Origin of the sequence: Cupriavidus sp. D39 (genome assembly GCF_026627925.1) — a bacterium.
GTDB classification, from domain to species: domain Bacteria; phylum Pseudomonadota; class Gammaproteobacteria; order Burkholderiales; family Burkholderiaceae; genus Cupriavidus; species Cupriavidus ulmosensis.
In genome coordinates this window covers 3,844,875-3,869,866 of record NZ_JAPNLE010000009.1, presented here as the reverse complement: position 1 = coordinate 3,869,866, position 24,992 = coordinate 3,844,875, and the positions used below count along the sequence as shown (strand labels likewise).

Annotated in this window: 20 protein-coding genes and 5 pseudogenes; 11 read left to right on the top strand and 14 right to left on the bottom strand. The window is 66.3% G+C overall.

The genetic code is table 11. The annotated features are described in order from the left end of the window. Nucleotides 1-86 precede the first annotated feature (86 nt). From OMK73_RS30155 to OMK73_RS30140, 4 genes and pseudogenes are all read left to right on the top strand, one after another. Nucleotides 87-965 (top strand): annotated as a pseudogene (locus OMK73_RS30155) (lysophospholipid acyltransferase family protein); the annotation flags it as partial. A 55-nt stretch (nucleotides 966-1,020) separates the two neighbouring features. Then, nucleotides 1,021-1,914 (top strand): lipid A biosynthesis lauroyl acyltransferase, encoded by an 894-nt coding sequence (locus tag OMK73_RS30150; protein ID WP_267605248.1) that lies wholly within the window; start codon nucleotides 1,021-1,023, stop codon nucleotides 1,912-1,914. Nucleotides 1,915-2,014: 100 nt separating this feature from the next. After that, nucleotides 2,015-2,881 (top strand): diaminopimelate epimerase, encoded by an 867-nt coding sequence (gene dapF / locus OMK73_RS30145; protein ID WP_267605247.1) that lies wholly within the window; start codon nucleotides 2,015-2,017, stop codon nucleotides 2,879-2,881. A gap of 48 nt (nucleotides 2,882-2,929) precedes the next feature. Then, a pseudogene (locus tag OMK73_RS30140) lies at nucleotides 2,930-3,738 on the top strand (polyphosphate kinase 2 family protein). Nucleotides 3,739-3,798: 60 nt separating this feature from the next. On the opposite strand, the gene OMK73_RS30135 reads toward OMK73_RS30140, so the two are convergent. The 4 genes from OMK73_RS30135 to pyrE form a co-directional block, all read right to left on the bottom strand. Continuing rightward, nucleotides 3,799-5,133: a patatin-like phospholipase family protein gene (locus tag OMK73_RS30135; RefSeq protein ID WP_267605246.1), complete on the bottom strand. Its 1,335-nt coding sequence runs from the start codon at nucleotides 5,131-5,133 to the stop codon at nucleotides 3,799-3,801. Nucleotides 5,134-5,325: 192 nt separating this feature from the next. Next, complete coding sequence (locus tag OMK73_RS30130) at nucleotides 5,326-6,108, bottom strand: 3-hydroxybutyrate dehydrogenase (protein WP_267605245.1); 783 nt, start codon at nucleotides 6,106-6,108, stop codon at nucleotides 5,326-5,328. An 86-nt stretch (nucleotides 6,109-6,194) separates the two neighbouring features. Continuing rightward, complete coding sequence (locus OMK73_RS30125) at nucleotides 6,195-6,935, bottom strand: acetoacetate decarboxylase (RefSeq protein ID WP_267605244.1); 741 nt, start codon at nucleotides 6,933-6,935, stop codon at nucleotides 6,195-6,197. Between the two features lie 188 nt (nucleotides 6,936-7,123). Continuing rightward, nucleotides 7,124-7,813: an orotate phosphoribosyltransferase gene (gene pyrE / locus OMK73_RS30120; protein ID WP_267605242.1), complete on the bottom strand. Its 690-nt coding sequence runs from the start codon at nucleotides 7,811-7,813 to the stop codon at nucleotides 7,124-7,126. 30 nt (nucleotides 7,814-7,843) lie between these two features. On the opposite strand from pyrE, the pseudogene OMK73_RS30115 reads away from it, so the two are divergent. Further along, a pseudogene (locus OMK73_RS30115) lies at nucleotides 7,844-8,619 on the top strand (exodeoxyribonuclease III). A gap of 13 nt (nucleotides 8,620-8,632) precedes the next feature. Here the strand turns inward: OMK73_RS30115 and OMK73_RS30110 are convergent. Together OMK73_RS30110 and OMK73_RS30105 are read right to left on the bottom strand one after the other, a co-directional pair. Further along, nucleotides 8,633-9,034, bottom strand: a complete 402-nt coding sequence (locus OMK73_RS30110; protein ID WP_267605241.1) for a type II toxin-antitoxin system MqsA family antitoxin — start codon at nucleotides 9,032-9,034, stop codon at nucleotides 8,633-8,635. Continuing rightward, complete coding sequence (locus OMK73_RS30105; protein WP_267605240.1) at nucleotides 9,031-9,165, bottom strand: type II toxin-antitoxin system MqsR family toxin; 135 nt, start codon at nucleotides 9,163-9,165, stop codon at nucleotides 9,031-9,033. Before OMK73_RS30105 ends, OMK73_RS30110 begins: the two co-directional genes overlap by 4 nt. A gap of 191 nt (nucleotides 9,166-9,356) precedes the next feature. On the opposite strand from OMK73_RS30105, the pseudogene argC reads away from it, so the two are divergent. Continuing rightward, nucleotides 9,357-10,305 (top strand): annotated as a pseudogene (gene argC / locus OMK73_RS30100) (N-acetyl-gamma-glutamyl-phosphate reductase). Nucleotides 10,306-10,467: 162 nt separating this feature from the next. Here argC and OMK73_RS30095 read toward each other — a convergent pair. Beyond that, nucleotides 10,468-11,466, bottom strand: a complete 999-nt coding sequence (locus tag OMK73_RS30095) for a M48 family metallopeptidase (RefSeq protein ID WP_420715605.1) — start codon at nucleotides 11,464-11,466, stop codon at nucleotides 10,468-10,470. A 197-nt stretch (nucleotides 11,467-11,663) separates the two neighbouring features. Here OMK73_RS30095 and OMK73_RS30090 point away from each other — a divergent pair, with 197 nt between their 5' ends. Beyond that, a complete protein-coding gene (locus OMK73_RS30090) occupies nucleotides 11,664-12,920 on the top strand; it encodes a muropeptide transporter (RefSeq protein ID WP_267605239.1) in 1,257 nt (418 codons plus the stop codon). Nucleotides 12,921-12,961: 41 nt separating this feature from the next. Here the strand turns inward: OMK73_RS30090 and OMK73_RS30085 are convergent, their stop codons facing one another. Both OMK73_RS30085 and OMK73_RS30080 read right to left on the bottom strand, forming a co-directional pair. Further along, on the bottom strand, nucleotides 12,962-13,792 hold the full coding sequence (locus OMK73_RS30085) for an acyl-CoA thioesterase (protein WP_267605238.1): 831 nt from the start codon (nucleotides 13,790-13,792) through the stop codon (nucleotides 12,962-12,964). 98 nt (nucleotides 13,793-13,890) lie between these two features. After that, nucleotides 13,891-14,747, bottom strand: a pseudogene (locus OMK73_RS30080) (DMT family transporter). A gap of 204 nt (nucleotides 14,748-14,951) precedes the next feature. Between OMK73_RS30080 and OMK73_RS30075 the strand changes: the two are divergent. Next, nucleotides 14,952-15,878: a LysR family transcriptional regulator gene (locus OMK73_RS30075; protein ID WP_267605237.1), complete on the top strand. Its 927-nt coding sequence runs from the start codon at nucleotides 14,952-14,954 to the stop codon at nucleotides 15,876-15,878. A 21-nt stretch (nucleotides 15,879-15,899) separates the two neighbouring features. On the opposite strand, the gene metW is transcribed toward OMK73_RS30075, so the two are convergent. Next, the gene (gene metW / locus OMK73_RS30070; protein WP_267605236.1) at nucleotides 15,900-16,511 is read right to left on the bottom strand and encodes a methionine biosynthesis protein MetW; all 612 of its coding nucleotides are present in this window, start codon (nucleotides 16,509-16,511) and stop codon (nucleotides 15,900-15,902) included. Next, nucleotides 16,508-17,680, bottom strand: coding sequence for a homoserine O-succinyltransferase MetX (metX, locus tag OMK73_RS30065; RefSeq protein WP_267605235.1), 1,173 nt, complete (start codon nucleotides 17,678-17,680; stop codon nucleotides 16,508-16,510). The genes metW and metX overlap by 4 nt, the downstream gene beginning before the upstream one ends. A 378-nt stretch (nucleotides 17,681-18,058) precedes the next feature. Here metX and creB point away from each other — a divergent pair, with 378 nt between their 5' ends. The 3 genes from creB to creD all read left to right on the top strand — a co-directional run bounded on the left by creB (nucleotide 18,059) and on the right by creD (nucleotide 21,773). Next, nucleotides 18,059-18,757 carry a two-component system response regulator CreB gene (creB, locus tag OMK73_RS30060; RefSeq protein WP_267605234.1) on the top strand — a complete coding sequence of 233 codons (699 nt, stop codon included), beginning with the start codon at nucleotides 18,059-18,061 and terminating at the stop codon, nucleotides 18,755-18,757. A 41-nt stretch (nucleotides 18,758-18,798) separates the two neighbouring features. After that, entirely contained in the window at nucleotides 18,799-20,241 is a 1,443-nt protein-coding gene (creC, locus tag OMK73_RS30055; RefSeq protein ID WP_267605233.1) for a two-component system sensor histidine kinase CreC, read from the top strand. Nucleotides 20,242-20,351: 110 nt separating this feature from the next. Then, a complete protein-coding gene (creD, locus tag OMK73_RS30050; protein WP_267605232.1) occupies nucleotides 20,352-21,773 on the top strand; it encodes a cell envelope integrity protein CreD in 1,422 nt (473 codons plus the stop codon). Between the two features lie 340 nt (nucleotides 21,774-22,113). Here creD and slmA read toward each other — a convergent pair whose 3' ends face one another. From slmA to argB, 3 genes are all read right to left on the bottom strand, one after another. After that, on the bottom strand, nucleotides 22,114-22,773 hold the full coding sequence (gene slmA / locus OMK73_RS30045) for a nucleoid occlusion factor SlmA (RefSeq protein WP_267605231.1): 660 nt from the start codon (nucleotides 22,771-22,773) through the stop codon (nucleotides 22,114-22,116). Next, nucleotides 22,770-23,750 carry a pyrimidine 5'-nucleotidase gene (locus OMK73_RS30040; RefSeq protein WP_420715604.1) on the bottom strand — a complete coding sequence of 327 codons (981 nt, stop codon included), beginning with the start codon at nucleotides 23,748-23,750 and terminating at the stop codon, nucleotides 22,770-22,772. The genes slmA and OMK73_RS30040 overlap by 4 nt, the downstream gene beginning before the upstream one ends. 72 nt (nucleotides 23,751-23,822) lie before the next feature. Then, nucleotides 23,823-24,752 carry an acetylglutamate kinase gene (argB, locus tag OMK73_RS30035; RefSeq protein ID WP_400097422.1) on the bottom strand — a complete coding sequence of 310 codons (930 nt, stop codon included), beginning with the start codon at nucleotides 24,750-24,752 and terminating at the stop codon, nucleotides 23,823-23,825. Nucleotides 24,753-24,992: the final 240 nt, after the last annotated feature.

Genomic DNA, 24,992 nt, shown 5'->3' with positions numbered 1-24,992 from the left:
AGATTCATTTTGATTGCCCCACTAACGGCAGCGCCCGGCAAAACATTAATGACCTACCCGGCCCGCCGGGCCGCTATCGTAATTCGATGACCTTCCTGTTCTGGCTGATTTCCCGTTTGCCGCTCTCCTGGCTGCACGCCATCGGCGGCGCGCTCGGATTGCTGGCGGCACGCTTGCCGGGACGTTATGGCACGCGCCTGCGGGAAAACCTGCGCCACGCCTATCCCGATGCCAGCGACGCGATGCTGGCCGAAGCGGCCCGCGCAACCGGCCGCATGATCCTGGAGATGCCTTACTTCTGGAGCCGGCGCAATCCCCAGGCCCGCATGTACGGCTTTGCCACCCGGCTCTGGCCGGAACTCGACAAGCTGATGGCGCAGGGCCGCGGGCTGATCATCCTGGTGCCGCATCTTGGTTGCTTTGAAGTGCTTCCTCAGGCATTTGCCCTGCGGCATCCGGTCACGGCGCTGTACAAGCCGCCGCACCAAGCCTGGCTGCGCGACTGGATCGTCAAGATGCGCACGCGCCCCAACCTGGCCATGGCGCCGGCGCAGCCGCGCGGCGTGCGCATGCTGGTCAAGGCGCTCAAACGCGGCGAGGCCATCGGCATACTGCCCGACCAGGTCCCGACCGGCGGCGAAGGCGCATGGGCGCCGTTTTTCGGCAAGCCGGCCTACACCATGACGCTAGTGCAGCGCCTGCAACAACTCACGGGCGCGCCCATCGCGGTGATCTTCGCGGAGCGCCTGCCGCGCGGCGCCGGCTTCGTCGGCCATATGCAATTGATCAAGGATCCGCTGCCCGACGACCAGGCAGAAGCCGTCGCGGTGATCAACGCGGCGGTCGAGAAGCTGGTGAAGGAAGCCCCGACCCAGTACCTGTGGGGCTACAACCGGTACAAGCATCCGGGCGGCGCCGAGTTGCCGCCTGCGCAGCCACCCCGCGCGCCCGCGGCCGACGCCTCGCGCAATCCCCTGGAGGTGCCGGCACCGGCACCGGCACCCTCTCCAACGACCAAAAATGAGCCGTATTTTTACCTGGCTTGGCATCGGCCTGCTGACCGTGCTGGGCAAGCTCCCCTATCCGCTCGTGGCGCGCTTCGGCGAAGGCCTGGGCAGCCTGCTCTACCTGATTCCCAGCAGCCGCCGCCGCGTGGTGCAGACCAACCTGCGCCTGTGCTTCCCCGACCGGAGCGAGGCCGAGATCGAAACGCTCTCGCGCCAGACCTTCCGCACCGTCTTTCGCAGCTTTGCGGAGCGCGGCATCTTCTGGACCGGCAGCGAGGCGCAGATGCGCCGCTGGGTCCAGATCGACGACCAGGCCGATCTGGTGGCGCTGGACGGCACGCCCCATATCCTCGTCACGCTGCATCTGTCCGGCGTCGAGGCCGGCGCCATCCGCCTCACCATCCACCTGCGCGAACATGTGGGACGCTCCGGCGCGTCGCTGTACACCAAGCAGAAGAATGCCTTGTTCGACGGCTTCCTCAAGCACGCGCGCGGGCGCTTCGGCGCCAACATGATTGCGCGCAACGACAGCGCGCGCGACATCATCCGCTGCCTGCGCAAGGGCGAGGCCCTGCAACTGATCGCCGACATGGACTTCGGCGAGCGCGACTCGGAGTACATCCCGTTCTTCGGCGTGGAGGCCCTGACCTTGACGTCCGTATCCCGCCTGGCGCGGCTGGCCGGTGCCAAGGTGGTGCCGATCTATACCGAGATGCTGCCCGACTACCAGGGCTATGTGCTGCGCATCCTGCCGGCTTGGGAAAACTATCCCGGCGACAGCGTGACCGAGGACACCCGGCGCATGAATGCCTTCTTCGAAGACTGCATCCGCCCGCGCATCACCGAGTACTACTGGGTGCACAAGCGCTTCAAGCACCGCCCGGACGGCGAACGCGAAAACTACTGACCATGTGGGCGCGGCGGCGGCATCGCCAGGCAGATATGTCGCCCGCGCCACCCTCGATACGCCGCCAGCAAGCGCGGGACGGCCCGACTACAATCGCACTATGAAACTCCAGTTCACCAAGATGCACGGCGCCGGCAACGACTTCGTCGTGCTCGACGGCATCCACCAGACCCTGAGCCTGACCCCGGCGCAGTGGCGCGCGCTCGCCAGCCGGCATTTCGGCGTGGGTGCCGACCAGATCCTGGTGGTCGAGAAACCGACCCGGGACGACGTCGACTTCCGCTACCGCATCTTCAACGCCGACGGCGGCGAGGTGGAGCACTGCGGCAATGGCGCGCGCTGCTTCGTGCGCTTCGTCACCGACCACGGCCTGACCGACAAGCGCTCGGTGCGCGTGCAGGTGATGAACGGCGTGATCACGCTGACGCTGCAGGACGACGGCCAGGTCACGGTCGACATGGGCGCGCCGGAACTCGAACCCGAGCGCGTGCCATTCCGCTCCGACGGCCTGCCGACCAAGGCCGAAGGCCGCGATACGCTGTACGGGCTGGAAGTCAACGGCCGCACCGAATGGATTTCGGCCGTCTCGATGGGCAATCCCCACGCGGTGCAGGTGGTGGACGACACCGAGGCCTTCCCGGTACTGCAGGATGGCCCCATCATCGAGCATCACGCGAGCTTTCCCAACCGCGTCAACGCCGGCTTCATGCAGGTGGTGGAGCGCCATACGATTCGCCTGCGCGTGTTCGAGCGCGGTGCCGGCGAGACGCTGGCCTGCGGCACGGGCGCGTGCGCGGCAGTCGTCGCCGGCATTCGCCGCGGCCTGCTGGACTCGCCTGTACTGGTGCACACCCATGGCGGGGACCTGACGATTGCCTGGGACGGCGAAGGCGAGTCGGTACGCATGACCGGCCCGGCCACCACGGTGTTCGAAGGCAGCATTGACCTGGACCGGCTGCCTGCCTGACCATAGGGGCTTGCGGCCAGCCACGGCCGCGCCCTCCATGGAGTGCCAATGTCGCTCGCCGATTTCCGCATCACCTCGGGCAAGAACTTCCGCCTGGCCGACTTCAACGCCGGCGCCAAGCCGCTCTCCAGCGGCGACAAAGCCACCGACCAGGCCCGCATAGCCGAACTGAGCACCAGGCTTGACGAGCTGCAGGACATCTTCTACGCCGAACACAAGCGCAAGCTGCTGGTGGTGCTGCAAGGCATGGACACCAGCGGCAAGGACGGCACCGTGCGCGGCGTGTTCCGCAGCTTCGACCCCTCGGCATCCGCGTCGTCGCGTTCAAATCCCCCACCGCCGAAGAACTCGCGCACGACTACCTGTGGCGCATCCATGCCCAGGTGCCGCGCGCCGGCGAGATCGTAGTCTTCAATCGCAGCCACTATGAAGACGTGCTGATCACGCGGGTGCACGAGTGGATCGACGAAGCCGAATGCGAGCGCCGGTACAAGCAGCTACGCGCCTTCGAGACGATGCTGCTGGAAACCGGCACCACCATCGTCAAATGCTTCCTGCATATTTCCAAGGACGAGCAGAAGGCCCGGCTGGAAGCACGGCTGGCGGATCCCCAGAAGCACTGGAAGTTCGACCCGAAGGATCTGGAAGAGCGGCAGTACTGGAAGAACTACGAGACCGCCTACGAGGCCGCCATTGCCGCGACCAGCACGCCGGAAGCACCGTGGTATATCGTGCCCGCGAATTCGAAGACGCACCGGAACCTGATGGTGGCGGAGATCATGATGGCGGTGTTCGAGAAACTGAAGCCCGAGTATCCGCCGGGAAAGCCGGAGTTGGCGAAGCTCAAGGTGGTCTGAAGCTGCGGGGCGGCAGCGAAGGGACCAGGGTCAAGCCGGCCCCGGCCCCCTCGCGTCGGGTCAGGCATGCCCGTTGCCGCGATGGATGTCGTGCGTGACAAACGGCTTCTCGTGCGTCGGCATGGCCAGCCACTCCGGATGCTTCAACGTTTCCCGAATGTCGTCCAGCCCGCTGGTCCAGTGATCGTTCATGGTCAGCAAGCCAAACTGATAATCCTTGGCGTTGCCCTCAAACGTCTTGTCGCGATAGACCAGCTGGATCACATTGCGGCGCGCATCGCATGCGTACTCCGCCGCCTTGCGGTACCAGTCATTGTCCCGTTGCCCCTGCGGCACCAGCGCCATCACCTCGCTCAGCATGCGGCGGTAGTTCTGCTGCTCGCCCATGTAATCCGTAATGGTGCGCGTGCGGCTGGAATACTGGATGTCTTTCTGCCGCTCTGCCACGTCCAGCAGGTTGTGCGGCAACTTGCCACGCGCGCTCCACAGGTCCACCTGGAAGATCAGCGCGTCGCGCCGGGGCTGGGCGGTCAGGACTTCGGACAGTGGCGTGTTGGATACCAGGCCGCCATCCCAATAGAACTCGCCATCGATCTCCACCGCGGGAAATCCTGGCGGCAAAGCGCCGGAGGCCATGAAATGCTCGGCGTGCAGCTTGCGTCGGGTGTTGTCGAAATAGGCGAAATTGCCGGTCCGCACATTCACCGCGCCCACCGACACGCGCGTCTCCTTATGATGCGAGTTGATGCGGTCAAAATCGGCAAATCGCTCCAGCGTGGCTTTGAGCGGGCTGGTGTCGTAGTAGCTGGCGCTGGCGGGGCCGCACTGGCGCTCCACCAGGCTGGTCCACGGACGAGGCTGGAAGAACCCCCGCTGCCCCTCGAAGATGGCACGCGCGGCCTCGATGCCGTCGAACCAGATGCGCAGCGGATCGGGCCAGTGCGCGGCGGTCTCCGCGACCACCTCGTAGGGCAGCAGGCTGGGCAGCCACGGCTGCTGGCAGATGTAGTCCCAGAAAGCGCGCAACTGCTCGACCCTGCGCTCGGGCGCATTGCCAGCGATCACGGCTGCGTTCAACGCGCCGATTGAAATCCCGGCCACCCAGTTAGGCTGGATGCCCGCCTCCGCCAGCCCCTGGTACACGCCCGCCTGATACGAACCGAGCGCGCCGCCGCCTTGCAGCACCAAAGCCCTGACCGTGTATTCATTGTGAACCGGCCGCTTGCGGCCGGCGCCCTCAGGCGCGAGGTCCGGCGGCGCGCAGCCGCCGGGAGGCAGGAGATTTGGCTCCGGCTCTCTTAACGGTTCGGGCTTTGGCGCCTCGTGTTTGAGCGCGGGCGCCGCCGGGTTCGCTACCACGGCCGCCGCGGCGCTTTTTACAGCCGTGCTTCTCACGGCCGCGCTTTTTACAGCCTGCTGCTTCGGCGTGCCCTTTTGCAGTGCAACTATATTTTCCTGTGCCACTTTATCCAGCTTTTGCCGACGTCCACCTGCCACGAACCCTCCTTGATGACTTTGCTTTCCGACCTTGCATGCGGTCATGCCGGCCGGGCGGCGGTATCGCCGCCCGGCCGCTTTTCTTGTCGCTTACTGCATGTACCAGCCGTGGCTCACGACAAAGGACTGTCCGGTCAGCGCCGCCGACGGGAAGGCGCACAGGAACAGCGCGGTCTGCGCCACGTCGTCCACGGTGGTGAACACGCCGTCCACGGTGCCGCCCAGCATGACGCGGCGAATCACCTCTTCCTCGCTGATGCCAAGCTCCTTGGCCTGTTCGGGAATCTGCTTGTCCACCAGCGGCGTACGCACGAAACCCGGACAGATCACGTGCGAGCGCACGTTGTACTCCGCGCCTTCCTTGGCCAGCACGCGTGCCAGGCCAAGCAGCGCATGCTTGGCGGCAACGTAGGCGGACTTCAGCGGCGAGGCCTCGTGCGAATGCACCGAGCCCATATAGATCACGGTGCCGCCGCGCTTGTCCTTGTACATATGCTGGAGCGCGGCCTTGGTGGTGAGGAAGGCGCCATCGACGTGGATCGCCTGCATCTTCTTCCAGTCGGAGAAGGCGTAGTTCTGGATCGGGTTGACGATCTGGATGCCGGCGTTGGAGATCAGGATATCGATGCCGCCAAACGCCTTGGCCACCGCCTCGGTGGCGCTGTTGACCGCGTCCTCGTTGGTCACATCCATCGCCACGGCGATGGCGCGCCCGCCGGCGGCTTCGATATCGGCGGCGGCCTTCTGCGCAGCCTCGAGATTCAGGTCGGCGATGGCGACCGCCGCGCCCTCCTTGGCCAGCAGGTCAGCAATGGCCTTGCCGATGCCGCTGGCGGCGCCGGTCACGATGGCGGATTTTCCTTGGAGCTTCATGGACGTTTCTCCTGTCTGGATGGTTGGCCGGGCCGGATGGGCCGGGGCCGTTGGAAACCAATGGAAACCGATGGATGCGTGGCCGTTCAGGCCAGGTAATCGAACACCACCTCGCCCAGACCTAGGGTGAGGTCGGCAACGTAGTGCTTGGCACCGAGGACCTCCAGCACCGGAAGGGCAGCCACCGGCGCGAGCGCATGGGGGGACAGCGACAGCGCTGCGGGCCCGGTCCACGCGCCCTTCATCTGCACGTCTTTCAGGAAGTAGCAGACCAGCTCGCAGATGCGCGCGGAGCCGTCCACGTGCGGAATGACCTTGAGCAGGTAGTTGGGCGTGCTCGCGAGCGCCAGGCCCAGCACGTCCATGTCGAGCTCGCGGTGCTTGTAGCCCATGGTGCCGGTGGCGACACGCACCGGGCCGTAGTCGAGCGTGCCGACCAGCGTATCGGTGTGGACCGCGAGCGTGGGGCTGGCCAGCTTCTTCGGGAAGCCCCATAGCTCGCGCCCGCCCGCCAGTGGCGGATGGTCGTCGAGGTACATGGCATGGGTGTAGTTGCCGGGCTTGCCCTGGTAGGTGACGGGAATCACCTGGCCCGATTCGGTGTAGTCGCCAAACCCGGTGGAGTCTGGCATGCGGATGAATTCGTAGTTGACCACCGCGTCGGCGATCTCCAGGGGTTCCGGCACCACCGCGCGCAACAGCTCGGGATCGGTGCGGTAGGAGATGATGAAGAATTCGCGATGAATGAAGCGGTATGGCCCCATCGGATAGGCCGGACTGGTGAGCGGCATGGCGAATGCCTGCTCGCGGATCGTCTTGATGTCCATCGCCAGCTAACCTCCCAAAAGAGATGCTGCGCCGCCTTGCCGGGCGGCAAGGCGAATCCCTGGCGGCCCCGGGTATCCAGAAGGGGCCAGCCAGCGAAATCAGTCAGACCGGCGATTTTCCTGCGCGGTTCCCCGTTATCTGCTGCATTGCGACAAAGCGTTGCAAGCAGCAGGCAACAGGTTCCAGACTATACGCCGTAGCGCTGCCGATAGGCAGCCACCGCCTCGCGCGAGGCGCCCAGCGCGGGATCCTGCGATGCGTCCAGGTAAGCCAGCAAGTCCTTCAGGCTGGCGATGGAGATCACGGGCACGCCATATTCGCGCTGCACATCCTGCACTGCAGAATGCGTCCCGACCTGATCGGCCGTGCCGCTCTTTTCCATGCGGTCGAGCGCGATCAGCACGGCCGCCGGCTCTGCGCCAGCCGCGCGGATCATCGCCATCGACTCGCGCACCGAGGTGCCGGCGGAGATCACGTCGTCGATGATCACGACCTTGCCCTGCAGCTTGGCGCCCACCAGCGTACCGCCTTCGCCGTGGTCCTTGGCTTCCTTGCGGTTGTAGGCGAAGCCAACGTCACGTCCGAGCCCGGCCAGCGCCACCGCGGTGGCCGACGCCAGCGTAATGCCTTTGTAGGCCGGCCCGAACAGCACGTCGAAGTCCAAACCGGAGGCGAGCAGGGTTTTCGCATAGAATTGCGCCACCTGGCCTAGCATCGCACCCTGGTTGAACAGGCCCGCATTGAAGAAGTACGGCGACTTGCGGCCCGCTTTGGTCACGAATTCGCCGAAGGACAGCACGCCAGCGTCGAGCGCGAAGCGGATGAAGGTCTGGCTCAGGTCGCCAGCGCCGGGCTGCGGCGTCGTCTGCTGCGTCATCTTTTCTCTCTGATTTCAAAATTTCCCGAGATGTTACGGATTATCAGCGCCAACCTCAACGGCATCCGCTCCGCGGCCAAGAAAGGCTTTTTCGAATGGATGGGCAAGCAGGACGCCGACATGGTCTGCGTCCAGGAGCTCAAGGCACAGGCTGCCGACATGACGGAAGCGTTCCTGGCGCCACATGGCTACCACGGCTACTTCCATTATGCGGAGAAAAAGGCTATAGCGGTGTCGGTCTTTACACCCGGCACAAGCCGGAGCGCGTGATCACCGGCTTCGGCGTCGCCGAGTTCGATAACGAAGGCCGCTATGTCGAGGTGCAGTATCCGCACCTTGCCGTGATCTCGGTCTACGTGCCCTCGGGCTCCAGCGGGGAGGAACGCCAGCAAGCGAAATTCCGCTTCATGGAAGCCTTCCTGCCCCACCTGCTGCAACTCAAGGCCAGCGGGCGCGAGATCGTGCTGTGCGGCGACGTCAACATCGCCCACAAGGAAATCGACATCAAGAACTGGAAGGGCAACCTGAAGAACTCGGGCTTCCTGCCGGAAGAGCGCGGCTGGATCGGCGAGCTGTTCGATGTGCACGGCTATGTGGACGTGTTCCGCAAGCTGGACCCGCGCCCCGAGCAGTACACCTGGTGGAGCAACCGCGGCCAGGCCTACGCGAAGAACGTCGGGTGGCGCATCGATTACCACCTGGCCACGACCAAGATCGCCGAGACCGCGCAGGCCACCTCGATCTACAAGGACGAGAAGTTCAGCGACCACGCGCCGCTGTCGATCGACTACGACTTCCCACTGTGAGCCGACGCGCCGGCTACGCCGAGCGCACTTCGTCGAGCAGCTCCGGGTGCCGCTCCAGCACCTTGAGCAGCTTGACCAGGGCCAGCGGCGGCTTGGTCTTGCCGGTTTCGTAGCGCGAGAAGGCATTGACGCCGCCGCCGAAGATCTCCGCGGCCTCGCGCTGGTCCAGGCTCAGCTTCTTGCGCACGGCAACGATGAAAGCCGGATCGACGATCGCGGCGTTGACCTGCTTTTGGAAAGCCGCGGCCGCTTCGCCGTACCGGTCCGCTTGATTCGGATCCAGCACGATTTCCCCGCACGCCGGACAAAAGCTGCCCGAGACCGCGGGAACGATGACCGTTTCGCCCTTGTACGTATAAGGCACGTCGCGCGTGTCCTGCACCAGTTCCGCACCCCCGCATTCTGGACATTTCATGGTTCCAGCTCCTTGAATGACATGATCAGCACCGCATCGGTGACCATCAGTTTCAGATGCAGTGCACGGGCGGCGGCAATTGGCCGGTAAACGTCCTGCCATACCTTGTGATCCGCGTAGGTCCTGATCACCGAGAGCCGGCAGTGAGGCCTGCAGTGAGGCGTATGTTTCTCGATCAAATTTAACCTACTAGGTTATGCATGACAAGGGGATTTGCGCTGCATTGCGGCACGCACCCTGCCACGTCCCCCCAACCTAGTTACAATGCTGTTTCCCATCCGATTCCGGCGTGGGACCTTTCGTATTTCCGAGTGAGTCCGCCATGGTTTTCAAAGTGTTCGTAGATGGTCAGGAAGGCACCACCGGTCTCCGGTTGCTCGACTATCTCTCCGGCCGTTCCGATGTGGAGCTGCTGCGTATCGCCGATGACAAGCGCAAGGATCCGGCCGAACGAGCACGCTTTCTGAATGCCGCCGACGTCGCTTTCCTGTGCCTGCCCGACGTTGCCTCCCGCGAGGCCGTGGCGCTGGTGACCAATCCCGATACCTGCGTGATCGACGCCAGCACGGCGTTCCGCACCACCGACAGCTGGGCCTATGGCCTGCCGGAACTCACGCGCGGCCAGCGCGAGAAGATCCGCACCAGCAAGCGCATCGCGGTGCCGGGCTGCCACGCCAGCGCCTTCCTGATGGCGGTGCGCCCGCTGGTGGAAGCCGGCGTGATGCAAGCCGATTACCCGGTCTCTGCATTCTCGCTGACCGGTTACAGCGGCGGCGGCAAGCAGATGATTGCCGAGTTCGAAGCCGGCGGTAACCCCAAGCTCAACAGCCCGCGCCCCTACTCGCTCGGCCTCGCGCACAAGCACCTGCCCGAGATGCGCGTGCAGGCCGGCCTGGCGCAGGCGCCGATCTTCAACCCGATCGTCGGCAAGCTTCCTCAAGGGCCTGGCCGTGACGGTGCCGGTGTACCCGGATCGCCTGGCGCGCAAGGTCACGCCGGAACAGATCGCGGATATCTACCGCAAGCACTACGAAGGCGAGCAGTTCGTGCGCGTGATGCCGGTGGGCGATGAGGCCAACCTGGACGGCGGCTTCTTCGACGTGCAGGCCAGCAACGACACCAACCGCGTGGACCTGTTCGTGTTCGGCTCGGCCGAGCGCATCGTGCTGATGGCGCGCCTGGACAACCTGGGCAAGGGCGCTGCCGGCGCTGCCGTGCAATGCATGAACGTGCATGTCGGCGCGGACGAGGCGACTGGCCTGAGCGCCTGACACGCTCAAGCGCCAATGCGGCTCTCACCAGCCGCGCGCGAATGAAAAAGCCGGCGATGGTTCGCCGGCTTTTTTCGTCCCAGGAAATCCCTTCGATCAGATCCCGGCCTTGTCCACCATGCCCTTGCAGGATCCACCATAAAGAGCGCCTCTCGGGCGTCTTTACTTATTAAGTGGCTTTTGCCGGTCGTCGTCGCCGCTGTCGACCGGCGCGCTGCTCAGGTTGGCCATATTGGCCCGATAGGTCGGCAGCTTGCCGACACTGGAATCGATCGCGCGCGCGTAGAGCGGCAACACCTCGGGCAGGTGCTTCTCCAGCTCGGCGATGCGGGTGCGGCCCGACGGATGGGTGGAGAGGAACTCCGAGCCCGACTGCGCCGAGGATTGCGAGACCGCCCCCATTTTTTGCCACAACGACACGGCGGCGCGCGGGTCGTAGCCGGCACGCGCGGCGATGTCCATGCCAACCAGGTCGGCCTCGGTCTCGTCCGAGCGCGAGAACCGCAGCGTGAGCAGCTGCGCCCCGGTGCCGAGCGCCATATTGCCGAGGTTGCCAAAACCGAACAGTTGCGAGATCACGTTGGCGCCCAGGTTGGTGATCTCGGACTTGGCCGCCCGCTCGCGCGCATGCTCCTGCAGCGCATGGGCGATTTCGTGCCCCATCACCATGGCGACTTCGTCGTCGGTCAGCTTGAGCTGGTCGAGCAGGCCGGTGTAGAAGGCGATCTTGCCGCCGGGCATGCAGAACGCATTGACCTGCTTGGAGTTGATCAGGTTGACTTCCCACTTCCACTGCCTCGCGCGTTCGTTCCAGCGCGGGGTCTGCGGCAGGATGCGCTTAGCGATGGCGCGCAGGCGCACCAGCTGCGGGTTGTTGTCGCCGACCAAGGTCTTCTTGGCCTGCGCTTCTTCCTTGAGTTGCTCGTACTCCTGCGAGGCCTGCTGCTCGATGACCTCGACCGGCACGATCTGGCGGATGGACGCACCGCCGCGTTGCACGCGGATGCCATCTTCAGCGTCCTGCGGCTGTGCCTGGCCCTGGGCCTGGGCGGCGGCCATGCTCAGCGCGGCGCTGGCTGCCAGCGCCAGCGCGGCCAGTCGACGTGGCAACGCAATCCCGGCCCGCCGGTGGCGGCACTGACAACGCTGGCGATCGGACATGTGCGATTCCTTGGATGCGGTTTCCTGCAAGCAGGGTGAGCAAGGGTTGATGCGGCCAGGACACGGTCCGGGCCCGGCGCATCCCGCGCATGGGGCCGGCGCTGACGGTAATGCAATAATACACGGCGCCTTGCCCCGCCTGATCGCCATCCCGACTGCCTCGATTGCCCCGATTGCCCCGATTGCCATCCTGATTCATGACCTTTCAAGCCTATCTCGACATTTTCCGCAATCGCCGAATCGGCGCCATGCTCACGCTGGGCTTCGCTTCGGGGCTGCCGCTGGCACTCACCTCCGGCACATTGCAGGCCTGGATGACGGTGGAAGGGCTTGATATCAAGACCATCGGCTTCTTCTCGCTGGTGGGCCAGGCCTATATCTTCAAGTTCCTGTGGGCCCCGCTGATGGACCGCTATACGCTGCCGCTGCTGGGCCGGCGCCGCGGCTGGCTGCTGCTGACCCAGATCGGGCTGGTGCTGGGCATCGCGGGCATGGCCTTCTGCCCGCCGCACGAGGCGCTGTGGACGCTGGCCGCGCTGGCCACCCTGGTGGCCTTCATGTCGGCCTCGCAGGACATCGTGTTCGACGCCTACAGCACCGACGTGCTGCGCGCGCCGGAGCGCGGCGTGGGGGCGGCGGTCAAGGTGCTGGGCTACCGGCTGGCGATGCTGGTCTCGGGCGGACTGGCACTATGGCTGGCCGACCGCGTGCTGGGCTGGCAGCAGATGTACCTGCTGATGGCGGGGTTGATGGGCATCGGCATCGTCAGCCTGCTGTGGGCGCCCGAGGCGGAATCGCCGGCGCGCACGCCGCGCACCATGGAAGAAGCCATCCTCGGCCCGCTGCGCGACTTCTTCTCCCGCCCCGGCGCCTGGTGGCTGCTGCTGCTGATCGTGCTCTACAAGCTGGGCGATGCGTTTGCCGGCAGCCTGTCCACCACCTTCCTGATCCGCGGCGTGGGCTTTTCGGCCGGCGAAGTCGGCCTGGTCAACAAGACGCTCGGGCTGGCCGCCACCATCGTGGGCGCGCTGTTCGGCGGCACGCTGATGGTGCGGCTGGGCCTGTACCGCTCGCTGCTGCTGTTCGGCATCCTGCAGGGGGTGTCCAACCTCGGCTACTGGATCCTGGCGGTGACGCCGCCGCACCTGTGGACCATGGGCGCCACCATCGCGGTGGAGAACCTCTGCGGCGGCATGGGCACGGCGGCCTTCGTGGCGCTGTTGATGACGCTGTGCAACCGCTCGTTCTCGGCCACCCAGTACGCGCTGCTGTCCGCGCTGGCCTCGGTCGGGCGCGTCTATGTGGGGCCGAGCTCGGGCTACCTGGTGGAGGCCTTCGGCTGGTCGGCCTTCTACCTCAGCACCGTGGCGGTGGCGGTGCCCGGCGTGGTGCTGCTATGGGCGATGCGCAACACCGTGCACCGCTACGAGGCCCAGGCCCGCGCCGCGGCCTGACCCCTGCCCCCTGACACCCTGATACCCGGCAGCGCGAACGCTTACTGCTTGTAGTAGACGATCTGGTGCGAGGTCGCCAGCAGTTCGCCCTGCGGGCTCCAGATCTGCGCGCTCTGGTCGAAGAAGCCCTGGCGGAACACCTGCGCCTGGGCGCTGCCCAGCACATGGCCGTCGCCCAGCGCGGCCAGGGTCGCGGCATCGGCATGGAAGTATGTGGTCAGCGACACGGTGCCGGCCGGCACGAAGCCGGCGCGCTTGAGGAAGATGCGCGGGTAGAAGGTGTCGCACCATGCCGCCATCGCGGCGAAGTCCGGCGTACGCGCGGGCGCGTCGCGCAGCCAGAACTGGGTCAGGCTGTCCGGATTCTCGGTGCCGGCCTCGACATTCGGCTTGGCGCCGCGCACCGGCCGCAACTCATACGCATCCAGCCAGCGCACCGGCGCGAAACCGGCCATCGGTGGGACATCGCTTGCCGGCGGCACCTGCGGGAACACCGCCTCGCCGCAATTCCAGGTCTCGCGGCGCACCGCGAAGAAGGCGGTAGCCGTGGTCGCCACTTCGTCGCCCTGGCGCAGCTCGATGGTCCAGTGCTGGGTGTTGCGGTTGGTACGCACCGGGCGCGCCTCGATCACAAAGGGCCCTTCGACGATCGGGCCGGCGAAGTTGACGGTCAGCGCGGACGGATCGCCCAGCCGCTCGGGATGCTGCAGGACGGCCTGCAGCAAGGTGGCCGCCGTGATGCCGCCGAAGGGGCCGATCATGTTCCAGTAGGCAGGCGTGGTGCGGCCGTGGAACAGGTTTGCGCCTGCCGGCTCCAGCGCAATCGCATGGTCGAAGGAATGGACGGTCTGGCTGGCTGGCGTGGTGGACATGTTGGGGACAAAAAAGTACGGTCGTTCGATAATACTGCAAACGGTAGATGGGCGCTGGCGCCGCGTCAACCGAGCGTCCCCTCCAATCCGCCGCCGGCTCAGCCCTCCTCCCGTGCCGCCCGCGCCCGCCGCAAAGGATTCCAACCCAGCTGGTTGCCGATCACCGCCAGCAGGATCAGCGCCATGCCCGCCAGTTGCAGCGGCGTGAGCACCACCCCGAACACCAGCACATCGATCACGATGGCCACCAGCGGGTAGACAAACGACAGCGTGGCGATCGATAGCACGTTCAGGCGCTGGAAGGCGCCGTACAACAGCGTGTACATCACCCCGGTATGCACCAGGCCAAGCGCCAGCAGCGCCCCCAGGTCCGCCCGCCGAACGTTTCCACCGCCGGATGCGCCAGCGGGAACAGCATGACCACCCCCATCACCATCTGCAGGCCCGCGATCTGCCCTGCCGGAATCCCCTTGAGGCGGCGCGTGGCCATGGTGGTGATGGCATACAGCAATGCCGCCAGCATCGCCAGCCCGACCCCATACAGCATGCCGCCAGTGGCGCCGCCATGTTCCAGCCCGGTAATCAGCACCACGCCGCCAAAGGCGAGCACCAGCCAGGCGAGGCGCCCGGGCGCGATCGCCTCGCGCTGGAACAGCGCCGCCAGCAGCAGCAGGAAGAAGGGCTGGGTGTGATAGACCACCGTGGACACCGAAATGCCGCTGTACGAATAGGCGGAGAACAAGGCCAGCCAGTTGAGGACCAGCGTGACGCCGCCCAGCGCCATCCAGCCCCAGTCGCGGCCGCGCATGGGCTGCCAGCCGCGCCGCAGGGCCAGCGTGCCCAGCAGCGCGGCGCCGCCGAAGATGCAGCGGAAAAACACCACGTCGAGCGGGGACTGCCCGCTGGTCACCACGAACCAGCCGATGGTGCCCGACAGGGCCATGGCGGCCACCATGCGCCAGGCGCCGCCGCGCCGGGCGGATTCCGTGGCCTGTGGGGCCGGGGAAGCCACGGCGGCGCCAGATCTATCGATATTCATTGATGTCTCCTACGGAGCTTCGTACGCTTGGACGCCATTGTTCCACCGCGCAATCAAGTCAACAATCCATCAGATTAGCAATTACTATTTGACCTGTGATCACAAATCCAGGAGCCAGCCATGCCGGTCGCGCAACTCAATGCCATGGCCGTATTCGCCCGGGTGGTGGAATGCGGCAGCTTCTCCGCCGCCGCCCGCGAGCTTGGCATGACACCCTCCGCCGTCAGCCGCCATGTGACGCGGCTGGAAGCAGCCATCGGCGCAAGCCTGCTGCAACGGACCACGCGCGCCTTTGCCCTGACCGAACTCGGGCAAGCGGTGCACGCCGCCTGCGCGCGCATGGTGGCGGCCGCGCAGGAGGTGAACACGCTGGCCAGCGACCACGGCGGCGCGCCGCATGGCCTGCTGCGGATCAGCGCGCCGGTGGTGTTCGGGCAGGCCTGGCTGGCGCCGCGGCTGCCGGCCCTGCTGGACCGCTTTCCCGCGCTGGACCTGCAGCTGACGCTGGCGGACCGCCTGGTGGACCTGGTGGAAGAGGGCATAGACGTGGCCATCCGTATTGCGCGCGATCTGGCGCCGGGACTGGCGGCGCGGCAAATCCGCGCGGTGCGTTACCGGCTGGTGGCGGCACCCGGCTGGCTGGCCCGGCATGGCACGCCCGCCGAGCCGGCGGCGCTAGCCGGGCATCGCTGCATCTACCTGGGCTATGGCGCTTTCGGCGAACGCTGGAGCCTGCGGCACAAGCGCGACGGGCAAACAGTGGCGCTGCGCATCCCGCCGAAGGTCACGCTCAACAACAGCGCGGCCATCGTCGCCATGGCGCAGGCCGGCGGCGGCATCGGGCTGGTGCCGGATTTCTCGGCCGCGGCGGCGCTGGCGTCAGGCAGCCTGGTACCGGTGCTTCACGACTGGGAGATCCTGGAACCCTACGTGGGCACCGCCTTCGCGGTCTACACGCCAACCCGCCACCTGGCCCCCAAGGTGCGCGCCTTCGTCGACCACCTGGTGGCGCAGACGGCGCTCGAGACTAGCGCGGAGTGCGGCTGAACAGCCCCCGCCCTCGCCGGCTCAGGCGGCGCAAACCCGGTACACCGCCAGGCTGCCGCGCCAGTTCGAGCCCCAGTTGACCGTCACGCCCTCATGCATCACCACGCGGTCGAGGATGCGCAGGCCGACCTTGGACGCCAGCGCTTCAAAGTCGCTGATGGTCAGCACCCGCACGTTCGGCGTGTTGTACCACTGGTACGGCAGCGCCTCCGACACCGGCATGCGGCCGCGGAACACCGACAGCCGGTGCGGCCAGTAGCCGAAGTTGGGGAAGGACACGATGCATTCGCGCCCCACCCGCAGCGTCTCGCGCAGGACCTGCGCGGTGTTGTGGATGGTCTGCAGCGTCTGCGACAGGATCACCGTATCGAAGCTCTTGTCCTCGAACAGCGCCAGGCCGCCTTCCAGGTTCTGCTGGATCACGTGCACGCCCTTCTGCGCGCACGCCAGCACGCCGTCGTCCTGGATCTCGATGCCGTAGGCCTGCACGTCGAGCTCGTCCTGCAGCACGCGCAGCAGGCTGCCGTCGCCGCAACCAAGGTCGAGCACCGTGGAGTTGGGCTCGATCCAGCGCGCGATGGCGCGGAAGTCGGGGCGCAGCGCCAGGATATTGGGGTTGGCCGCGGCATTCATGCACCTATCTCCTCGGCGATGCGTTCGTAGTAGGCGCGCATCAGGTTGTGATAGCGCGGGTCGTCGAGCAGGAAGGCGTCGTGCCCGTGCGGCGCATCGATCTCCGCATAGCTGACCGGGCGCTTGTTGTCGAGCAGGGCCTTGACCAGCTCGCGGCTGCGATTGGGGGCGAAGCGCCAGTCGGTGGTGAAGCTGGCCACCAGGAAGCTGGCCTGCGTCTGCGACACCGCGCGCGTGAGATCGCCGCCGAAGGCCAGCGCCGGATCGAAATAATCGAGCGCGCGCGTGATCAGCAGGTAGGTGTTGGCATCGAAGTACTCGGCGAACTTGTCGCCCTGGTAGCGCAGGTAGCTCTCCACCTGGAACTCGACATCGAAGGAGAAGCGGATGTCGTCGGTCTTGAGCTCGCGGCCGAATTTCTCCGCCATGTCCTCGTCGGACAGGTAAGTGATATGGCCGATCATGCGCGCCACGCGCAGGCCGCGCTTGGGCTTGACGCCGTGCGCGTAGTAGTTGCCGCCGTGGAAGTCCGGGTCGGACAGGATCGCGCTGCGCGCCACCTCGTTGAAGGCGATGTTCTGCGCCGACAGCTTGGGGGTGGATGCCACCACGATGCAGTGGCGCAGCCGCTCCGGATACATCAGGCTCCAGGCCAGTGCCTGCATGCCGCCCAGGCTGCCGCCCATCACCGCCGCGAACTGGGTGATGCCGAACCGGTCCGCCACGCGCGCCTGGGCATTGACCCAGTCTTCCACCGTGACCACCGGGAACATCGCGCCATAGGGCTGGCCGGTGGCGGGGTTGGCGCTCATCGGGCCGGTCGAGCCGAAGCAGGAACCGAGGTTGTTGACGCCGATGACGAAGAAGTGGTCGGTGTCGAGCGGCTTGCCCGGGCCAACCATGTTGTCCCACCAGCCGACGTCGCGCGGGTCGTGCTCGTACACGCCGGCCACGTGGTGCGAAGCGTTGAGCGCGTGGCACACCAGCACGGCATTGGAGCGGGCGGCGTTGAGCGTGCCGTAGGTCTCGACCATCAGGTCGTAGTCGGCTAGCGAGGTGCCGTTGCGCAGCTTCAACGGCTCGGGGAAATGCATGCGCTGCGGCGTGACGAAGCCGACCGAATCGGCCGGCAATGCCAACGTGGCAGGAGGCGGAGCTACGTCTGTCATGGAATAAGCCCGTTGGCAAACAGGCGCAAAAAACCCGACCGGCATTGCGTGGACGTTGCCTGCGGATGACATCGAACCTGACATCAAACACAGCATCAACGACGGCGCAGCCAAATCGGGTTTTGCACGGGTCTTGTGTCCCGCGTGTCGGTGCCTTGCGTGGCAGGGAACCGACCCACCTCTTTAGCCGCATTTATATTGGCTGCCGGAACCCCCAAAACCACGCCTCCAGGGGTTACCATGCCGCCGCGCGCCCGCAAGCCAGTCATCAAATCGGCGCGACCCGCCTATTATAGAGCAAACAATGGCGGCGGCGGCGGCGCGCCGCCCGACGCGGGCCAAACACGAACCAAACGCTAACCAATCGCCAATCCAGCCTTGACGAAACCACCCAGCATCCTGGTCATCGAAGACGAATCCGCCATCGCGGACACCATCCTCTATGCGCTATCCACCGAAGGCATGACGGTCGAGCACTGCGCGCTCGGCGGCGCCGCGCTTGCGCGCCTGCGCGCGCAAGCGCCGGACCTGGTGATCCTGGACGTGGGCCTGCCCGACATCAATGGCTTCGAAGTCTGCCGCACGCTGCGCACCTTCTCCGATGTGCCCGTGATCTTCCTCACCGCGCGCAACGAGGAAATCGACCGCATCGTCGGGCTGGAGATCGGCGCCGACGACTACGTGGTGAAGCCCTTCTCGCCGCGAGAGCTGGCGGCGCGGGTACGCGTGATCCTGCGGCGCGCCGGCAAGCGTGCCGCGCCGCCTGGACTTGCGCCGGCACCCGTGCAGCCTGAAGGCTTCACGCTCGATGCCGACGGCGCGCGCCTGGCCTGGCGCGGCCAGTGGCTCGACCTGACCCGCTACGAGTACCGGCTCCTGGCCTTGCTGCTGCAGCATCCCGGGCGCATCTATTCGCGCGCGCAGCTGATGGACCTGGTCTGGCACGACGCGCTCGACACCATCGACCGCACCGTCGATACGCATATCAAGACGGTGCGCGCCAAGCTGCGCGCGCTCGATCCGGAGTGCGATTCGATCCGCACCCATCGTGGCATGGGTTATTCGCTCGAAGGCTGAGCGGCGCCTCCACTTCATACACAACCTATCCACGGCCACGCATGCATATCGGGCTTCGCATCTTCTTCGGCTTCTTCCTGATCGTCGGGCTGGCGGCGTTCCTTACGCTGCGGGTGTTCGTGCAGGAGGTCAAGCCCGGCGTGCGGCAGGCCATGGAGGACACGCTGGTCGATACCGCCCATGTGCTGGCGGTGCTGGCCGCCGACGACATGAAGAACGGCCGCATCGCCGACGGCGCCTTCGCGCGCCGCCTGGCGCGGCTGCGCGAGGACAAGGTCGATGCCAATGTCTGGGGTATGCACAAGGATGCGGTGGGCTACCGCATCTATATCACGGACGAGCGCGGCATCGTGCGCTTCGATTCCGGCGAGGCGGCGGTTGGCGCGGATTACTCGCGCTGGAACGATGTCTACCGCACGCTGCGGGGCGAGTACGGCGCGCGCAGCACGCGCGCCAACCCCGACGACGATGCCAGCACGGTGATGCACGTGGCAGCCCCCATCCGCGACGGCAACAAGACCATCGGCGTGCTGACCGTGGCCAAGCCCAACGTGACGATGGCGCCGTTCATCGAACGCAGCCAGCGCAAGATCCTGCAGAGCGGCCTGTTGCTGATGGGCGGCGCGTTCGTCATCGGCCTGGCCTGCACGCTGTGGCTGGTGCACGGCCTGCGCCAGCTGCAGCGCTATGCGCGCGCGGTGGCGGCGGGCGAGCGCGCCGAGATGCCCCTGCGCGGCGCCAGCGAGCTGGCCGAGCTGGGCCGCTCGGTAGAGAGCATGCGCCTGCGGCTGGAGGACAAGCAATATGTCGAGCACTACATCCACACGCTGACGCACGAGATGAAGAGCCCGCTGGCGGCCATCAGCGGCGCCGCCGAGCTGCTGCAGGAAGACATGCCGGGCGCCGACCGCCACCGCTTCGTCGCCAATATCCGGCGGCAGGCACAGCGGCTTGAGGCAATGATCCGCAAGCTGCTGGCGCTGGCGGCGCTGGAGCAACGCCAGAGCCTGGAGACCCACGAGCCGGTTGCATTGGTGCCGCTGATCGAGCAGTTGCTGCATGAGTTGGAGCCGCGCGCCCGCCAGCGCGGCCTGACGCTGCGCTTGATGCCGTCTGGCCAGCCCGAGCCGGTCGTGAAAGGCGATCCGTTCCTGCTGCACCAGGCGCTGGGCAACCTGCTGGAGAATGCCATCGACTTCGCGCCGGCGGCCAGCACGGTCGACGTGTCCGTGGCGCACGGCAGTGATCCCGCCGAGAAGATCGCCGTGCGCGTCACCGATCACGGCCCCGGCATTCCGGACTATGCGCTGCCGCGCCTGTTCGAGCGCTTCTACTCGCTGCCGCGCCCCGGCGGGCAGGACAAGAGCACCGGGCTGGGCCTGTGCTTCGTGCGCGAGATCGCTACGCTGCATCACGGTGAAATCACGCTGGCCAACCGCGCCGAGGGCGGAGCGTGCGCGACGCTGGCGCTGCCTGCGGCATAGCGACTTCACACTCAGCACACAATCGGGCCAATCGCTTCACGCAGGCTTCCGCGGCGGCTCACATGGCAACCCTAAGCTAGCGGCATCGTCACTCCCGCGCGCCTGCCGCCATGAACCGAATCCTGTTTTTCAAATCCGCCATCACGGCGTTCCTGATCCTGCTGATCCTGATCCCGCTGCATCTCGTGGGCAATGCCGTGCAGGACCGCAAGCACTACCGCGAGGAAGCGGTACGCAGCGTCTGGCAAAGCTACGCCGGCCCGCAGACCCTGACCGGCCCGGTGCTGGTGCTGCCGTACAAGGAGATCCTGCGCGTGACGGACAGCAGCGACCCGAAGCGGCCGAATGCCACCGTGCTGCAGGCAGAGGTCGGACAGTTGCTGGTCTTCCCCACGATGCTACGGGTCAAGGGCGAGGTCACGCCGAGCGAGCGCTATCGCGGCATCCACAAGGTGCTGGTGTACGAGATGCAAAGCCGCTGGCAGGGCACCATCGCGCTGCCCGACCCGGCCGACCTGCCGCGCTCGGCCGGGCACGTCGCCTTTGAGGTGGGCCAGCCGTACATCACGATCGGCATCAGCGACACGCGCGGCCTGATGGCGGCACCTGCGTTCGAGCTGGACGGCAAGGCGCTGAAGCTGGAGCAAGGCGCGCGGCTCAAAAGCCTGTCGCAAGGCCTGCACGCCGAGATCGACTTGCCGCCCGCCAAAGCCGCCAAGCCCGGCCTGGATGGCAGGTCCGCGCAGGCACAGCGCGTGGTGCCGTTCTCGCTGACCTTGCCGCTGCTGGGCGCGCAGTCGCTGGCCTTCACCCCGGTGGGGGACCAGAACGACATCTCGCTCGATTCCGCGTGGCCGCATCCGAGTTTCGATGGCGACTTCCTGCCGCGCACCCGCAGCGTGAGCGCGCAGGGCTTTCGCAGCAACTGGAGCGTGACCTCGTATAACACCAAGGCCCGCAGCCAGCTTGCGGGCACCGGCGACGGCATGCTCGAAACGGTGTCGGTGACGCTGATCGATCCGGTCAACATCTACCTGCAGGCGGAGCGCGCGGTGAAGTACGGCGCCATGTTCGTGCTGCTGACCTTCGCCGGCTTCTTCATGTTCGAGCTGGTCAAGCGCCTGCGCATCCACCCGATCCAATACCTGTTGGTAGGCCTCGCACTCGCGGTATTCTTCCTGCTGCTGCTGAGCCTGTCCGAGCATATCTCGTTCGCGCTCGCCTACCTGGCGGCCAGCGCCGGCTGCATCGGGCTGCTGGGCTTCTACCTGTCGTTCGTGCTGCAGAGCTGGCGGCGTGGGCTGGCCTTTGCCACGCTGCTGGCCGTGCTGTACGGCGCGCTCTATGGCTTGCTGCTGTCGGAGGACAATGCGCTGATGCTGGGCTCGCTGCTGATGTTCGTGATCCTGGCCGCCATCATGGTGATGACCCGGCGCATCGACTGGTACGCCGCAGGCGCCGCATGGCAACCTCTGCGCGACAAGCCTGCGGCCCCGGCCGACGAAAACGCCGATGCGACCATACAGGCCTGAGCGGAGGACAATGCCACGGTTTGCTCCCTCTCCCACTGAGGTGAGAGGGAGAGACAGCCGTCGTCATGGCGCGCGGCTTTGGCCTGTTCGGCGGCTTCGTCCAGGGCCGCTGGTTTGCTCCCCTCTCCCACTTGTGGCAGAGGGGCCGGGGGAGAGGGCTGGCGCTGGTTATGCCGTCATGCTGAAAAAACCATGGGCTTCGCTTCCAGTGGCTCCTAGCTAAGCCACCCCTCTCCCCAGCCCTCTCCCCCTGAGGGGAGAGGGAGCGACAGCCGTCGTCATGGCAGACGGTTTTGGCCTGTCCGGCCGGCTTCGGCTAATGCTTCAGAATGGGCGCAGCCTAGCCGAGCAGCACACGCAACTGCGCGTCCGCGTTCTCGCTGGGCAGCTTGCGAAAGCCGCTCTTGGCATAGCGATGCCACTGCCCCTGCACGGTCGCCACGATCAGCGCGGCGCGCACCGGCACGTCGGCGTCGGGCGGAAAGGCGCCCTGGCTGATGGCGATCTTCAGGCACTGCCGCAGCGAGGCCTCGATCCGGTCCACTAGCTGGTTGATGCGCTCCTGCAGGCGGTCGTGCTCGCCCACCAGCGCTTCGCCGGTCAGCACGCGCGTCATGCCGGGATTCTTCTCGGCAAAGGACAGCAGCATGCGCACCACGGCGTGCGCCTGGCGCAAGCCATGCTCTTCCTGGGTGGTGATCTGGTTGATCAGGCCGAAGACGGTCTGCTCGATAAAGCCGATCAGGCCTTCGAACATCTGCGCCTTGCTGGCGAAATGGCGGTATAGCGCCGCCTCCGATACGCTGAGCTTGGCAGCCAGCGCCGCGGTGGTGACCTTTTCCCCGCGCGGCACTTCCAGCATCCCGGCCAGCGTTTGCAGGATCTGCACCTGCCGCTCGCCCGGACGCGGGCGTTTGCGTACCGGCGCCCCGTCCACGCCTGCGCCCTGCCCGGCGGCGGCCGGAGCCGCACCCGATGGGCGCCCGTTACTGTGCATCATGACCCGATTCTCCGCATTCGTCGTTGGAGTTGATGCATGGATTGTACTTTTACGTTCACATAGCCGGGGCGATTTACGATCCGCGCCCGCACGCGCGGCGCCGATGCCGGCAGCGCCTGCGGCGCCGTCGTGCCGGCCGCCAGCGCGGGCGGGTCCTGCGTCTCGGCCGCCACCAGCGTCACCGAATGTTCCTGCGCGGCGTGGCCGGCGTGCTGCCGGCCCTCCGCGTCCAGCGTGCTGCGCACCGCGGCGTCGCCGCCGGCGCCCGCCACGGCAGCGCCCGCGGGCATCGGCACGTCGTGCGGGCGCGATGGCGCCAGCGTGCGCAGGTAGCCCGTCACCCAGGCCGTGCGAATGCCCGTGCCCGCATAGCGCTTGAGGTGGGACAGCGTGTCTTCCACCAGCACCGCCCGGTGCGGCGCCACCCGCTGCTGCACCAGCAGCCGGCGCAGCATGCGCCGGTCCGGCTTGGGCCGTAGGTGGCCATGCACCCACATGTCCTCTATGGCGACCACCCGCTCGAAACACCGTTGGATGCCAGCCACTTTCATCACCGCGCGCGCGTATTGCTCCGGCGCGTTGGTCACCAGGATCTTGCGCCCGGGCAGGCGGCGCAGGTGGCCGGCCAGGCCGCGCCGCACCCGCACCATCTCCGCCAGTTCGGGGAAATCATGCGCGGCGCGCAGGAAGTCGGCCGGGTCCACGTTGTGGTGGCGGATCATGCCGAGCAGCGTCGCACCGTAGCGCTGCCAGTACTTCACCCGGACCTCGCTGGCGGTGGCCTCGTCGCTGCCCAGCACGCGCGCGACATACGCCGTCATCAACTGGTTGATGGCGGGAAAGATCGCATGCGACGCGTCGTGCAGCGTGTTGTCGAGGTCGAACAGCCAGACCGTGCGGCCGGAATTGTCGCCCGCGGGGCGGCGTCGGCGCGCACCGCGCAGGCTGCGGCGCAAGGGCGGGGAAATAGATGGCACGCGGGAAAGAATGAAGGGTGGGGCGGCAGCGCGCGCAATGCGCGCAATGGGCGCGCTGCCGGGAGATGCGTTCTAGTGCGAACGGATCATGGTACCGAACGCTTGTTCGGTCAGGATTTCAAGCAGCAGCGAGTGTTCGATGCGGCCATCGATGATGTGGACCGAATTCACGCCGCTCTTGGCCGCGTCCAGCGCCGACGAGATCTTGGGCAGCATGCCGCCGGAGATGGTGCCGTCCGCGAACAGTTCCTCGATCTCGCGCGCGGACAGGTCGGTCAGCAGGTTGCCGGCCTTGTCCATCACGCCCGGGATGTTGGTCATCATGACCAGCTTCTCGGCCTTGAGGATCTCGGCCATCTTGCCCGCCACCACATCGGCGTTGATGTTGTAGGCCTGGCCGTCGTCGGAAAAGCCGATCGGCGAGATCACCGGGATGAAGGCGTCGTCCTGCAGGGCCTTGACCACCGCCGGATTGATGGCCTCGATATCGCCCACGAAGCCGATGTCGATGAAGGCGCCGGGGCTCTCGCGGTCCGGCATCTTGAGGCGCTTGGCGCGGATCAGGCCGCCGTCCTTGCCGGTCAGGCCCACGGCCTGGCCGCCGTACTGGTTGATCAGCATGACGATGTCCTGCTGCACTTCGCCGCCCAGCACCCATTCGACCACTTCCATGGTCTCTTCATCGGTGACGCGCATGCCCTGGATAAAAGTGCCGACCTTGCCGACCTTCTTCAGGGCTTCGTCGATCTGCGGGCCACCGCCGTGAACCACGACCGGGTTCATGCCGACCAGCTTGAGCAGGATCACGTCGCGCGCGAAGCCGTGCTTGAGCTTGTCCTCGGTCATCGCGTTTCCGCCGTACTTGACCACAATGGTCTTGCCGTGAAACTTGCGGATATAGGGCAGCGCCTCGGCAAGGATTTCGGCCTTGAGGGCTGGGGCAATTGCGGCCACCGCGGTAGCGGCAGGCCCAGGGGTGTCGGCGTTCATGGCAAGGGACATCCGTGAGATTCAACAGGTATCATGGCAATTCTGACCGGCGGTGAGCAACTGGTTACGGGGGTTTTTACCCCGATTAGGCCACCTCCGGCCGCGGCAGGCGCCGATTTTACAAGAAACCGCGGCGCACGCGTGCAGACGGTGGTGCAGCGGGGTTCAAAACCGGTGCATGCGTACTGCGGCGCACCATGGCGTTCTATCCACGCAACAGTTGGCCAACAGTCGCATCACCACCGAATAGCG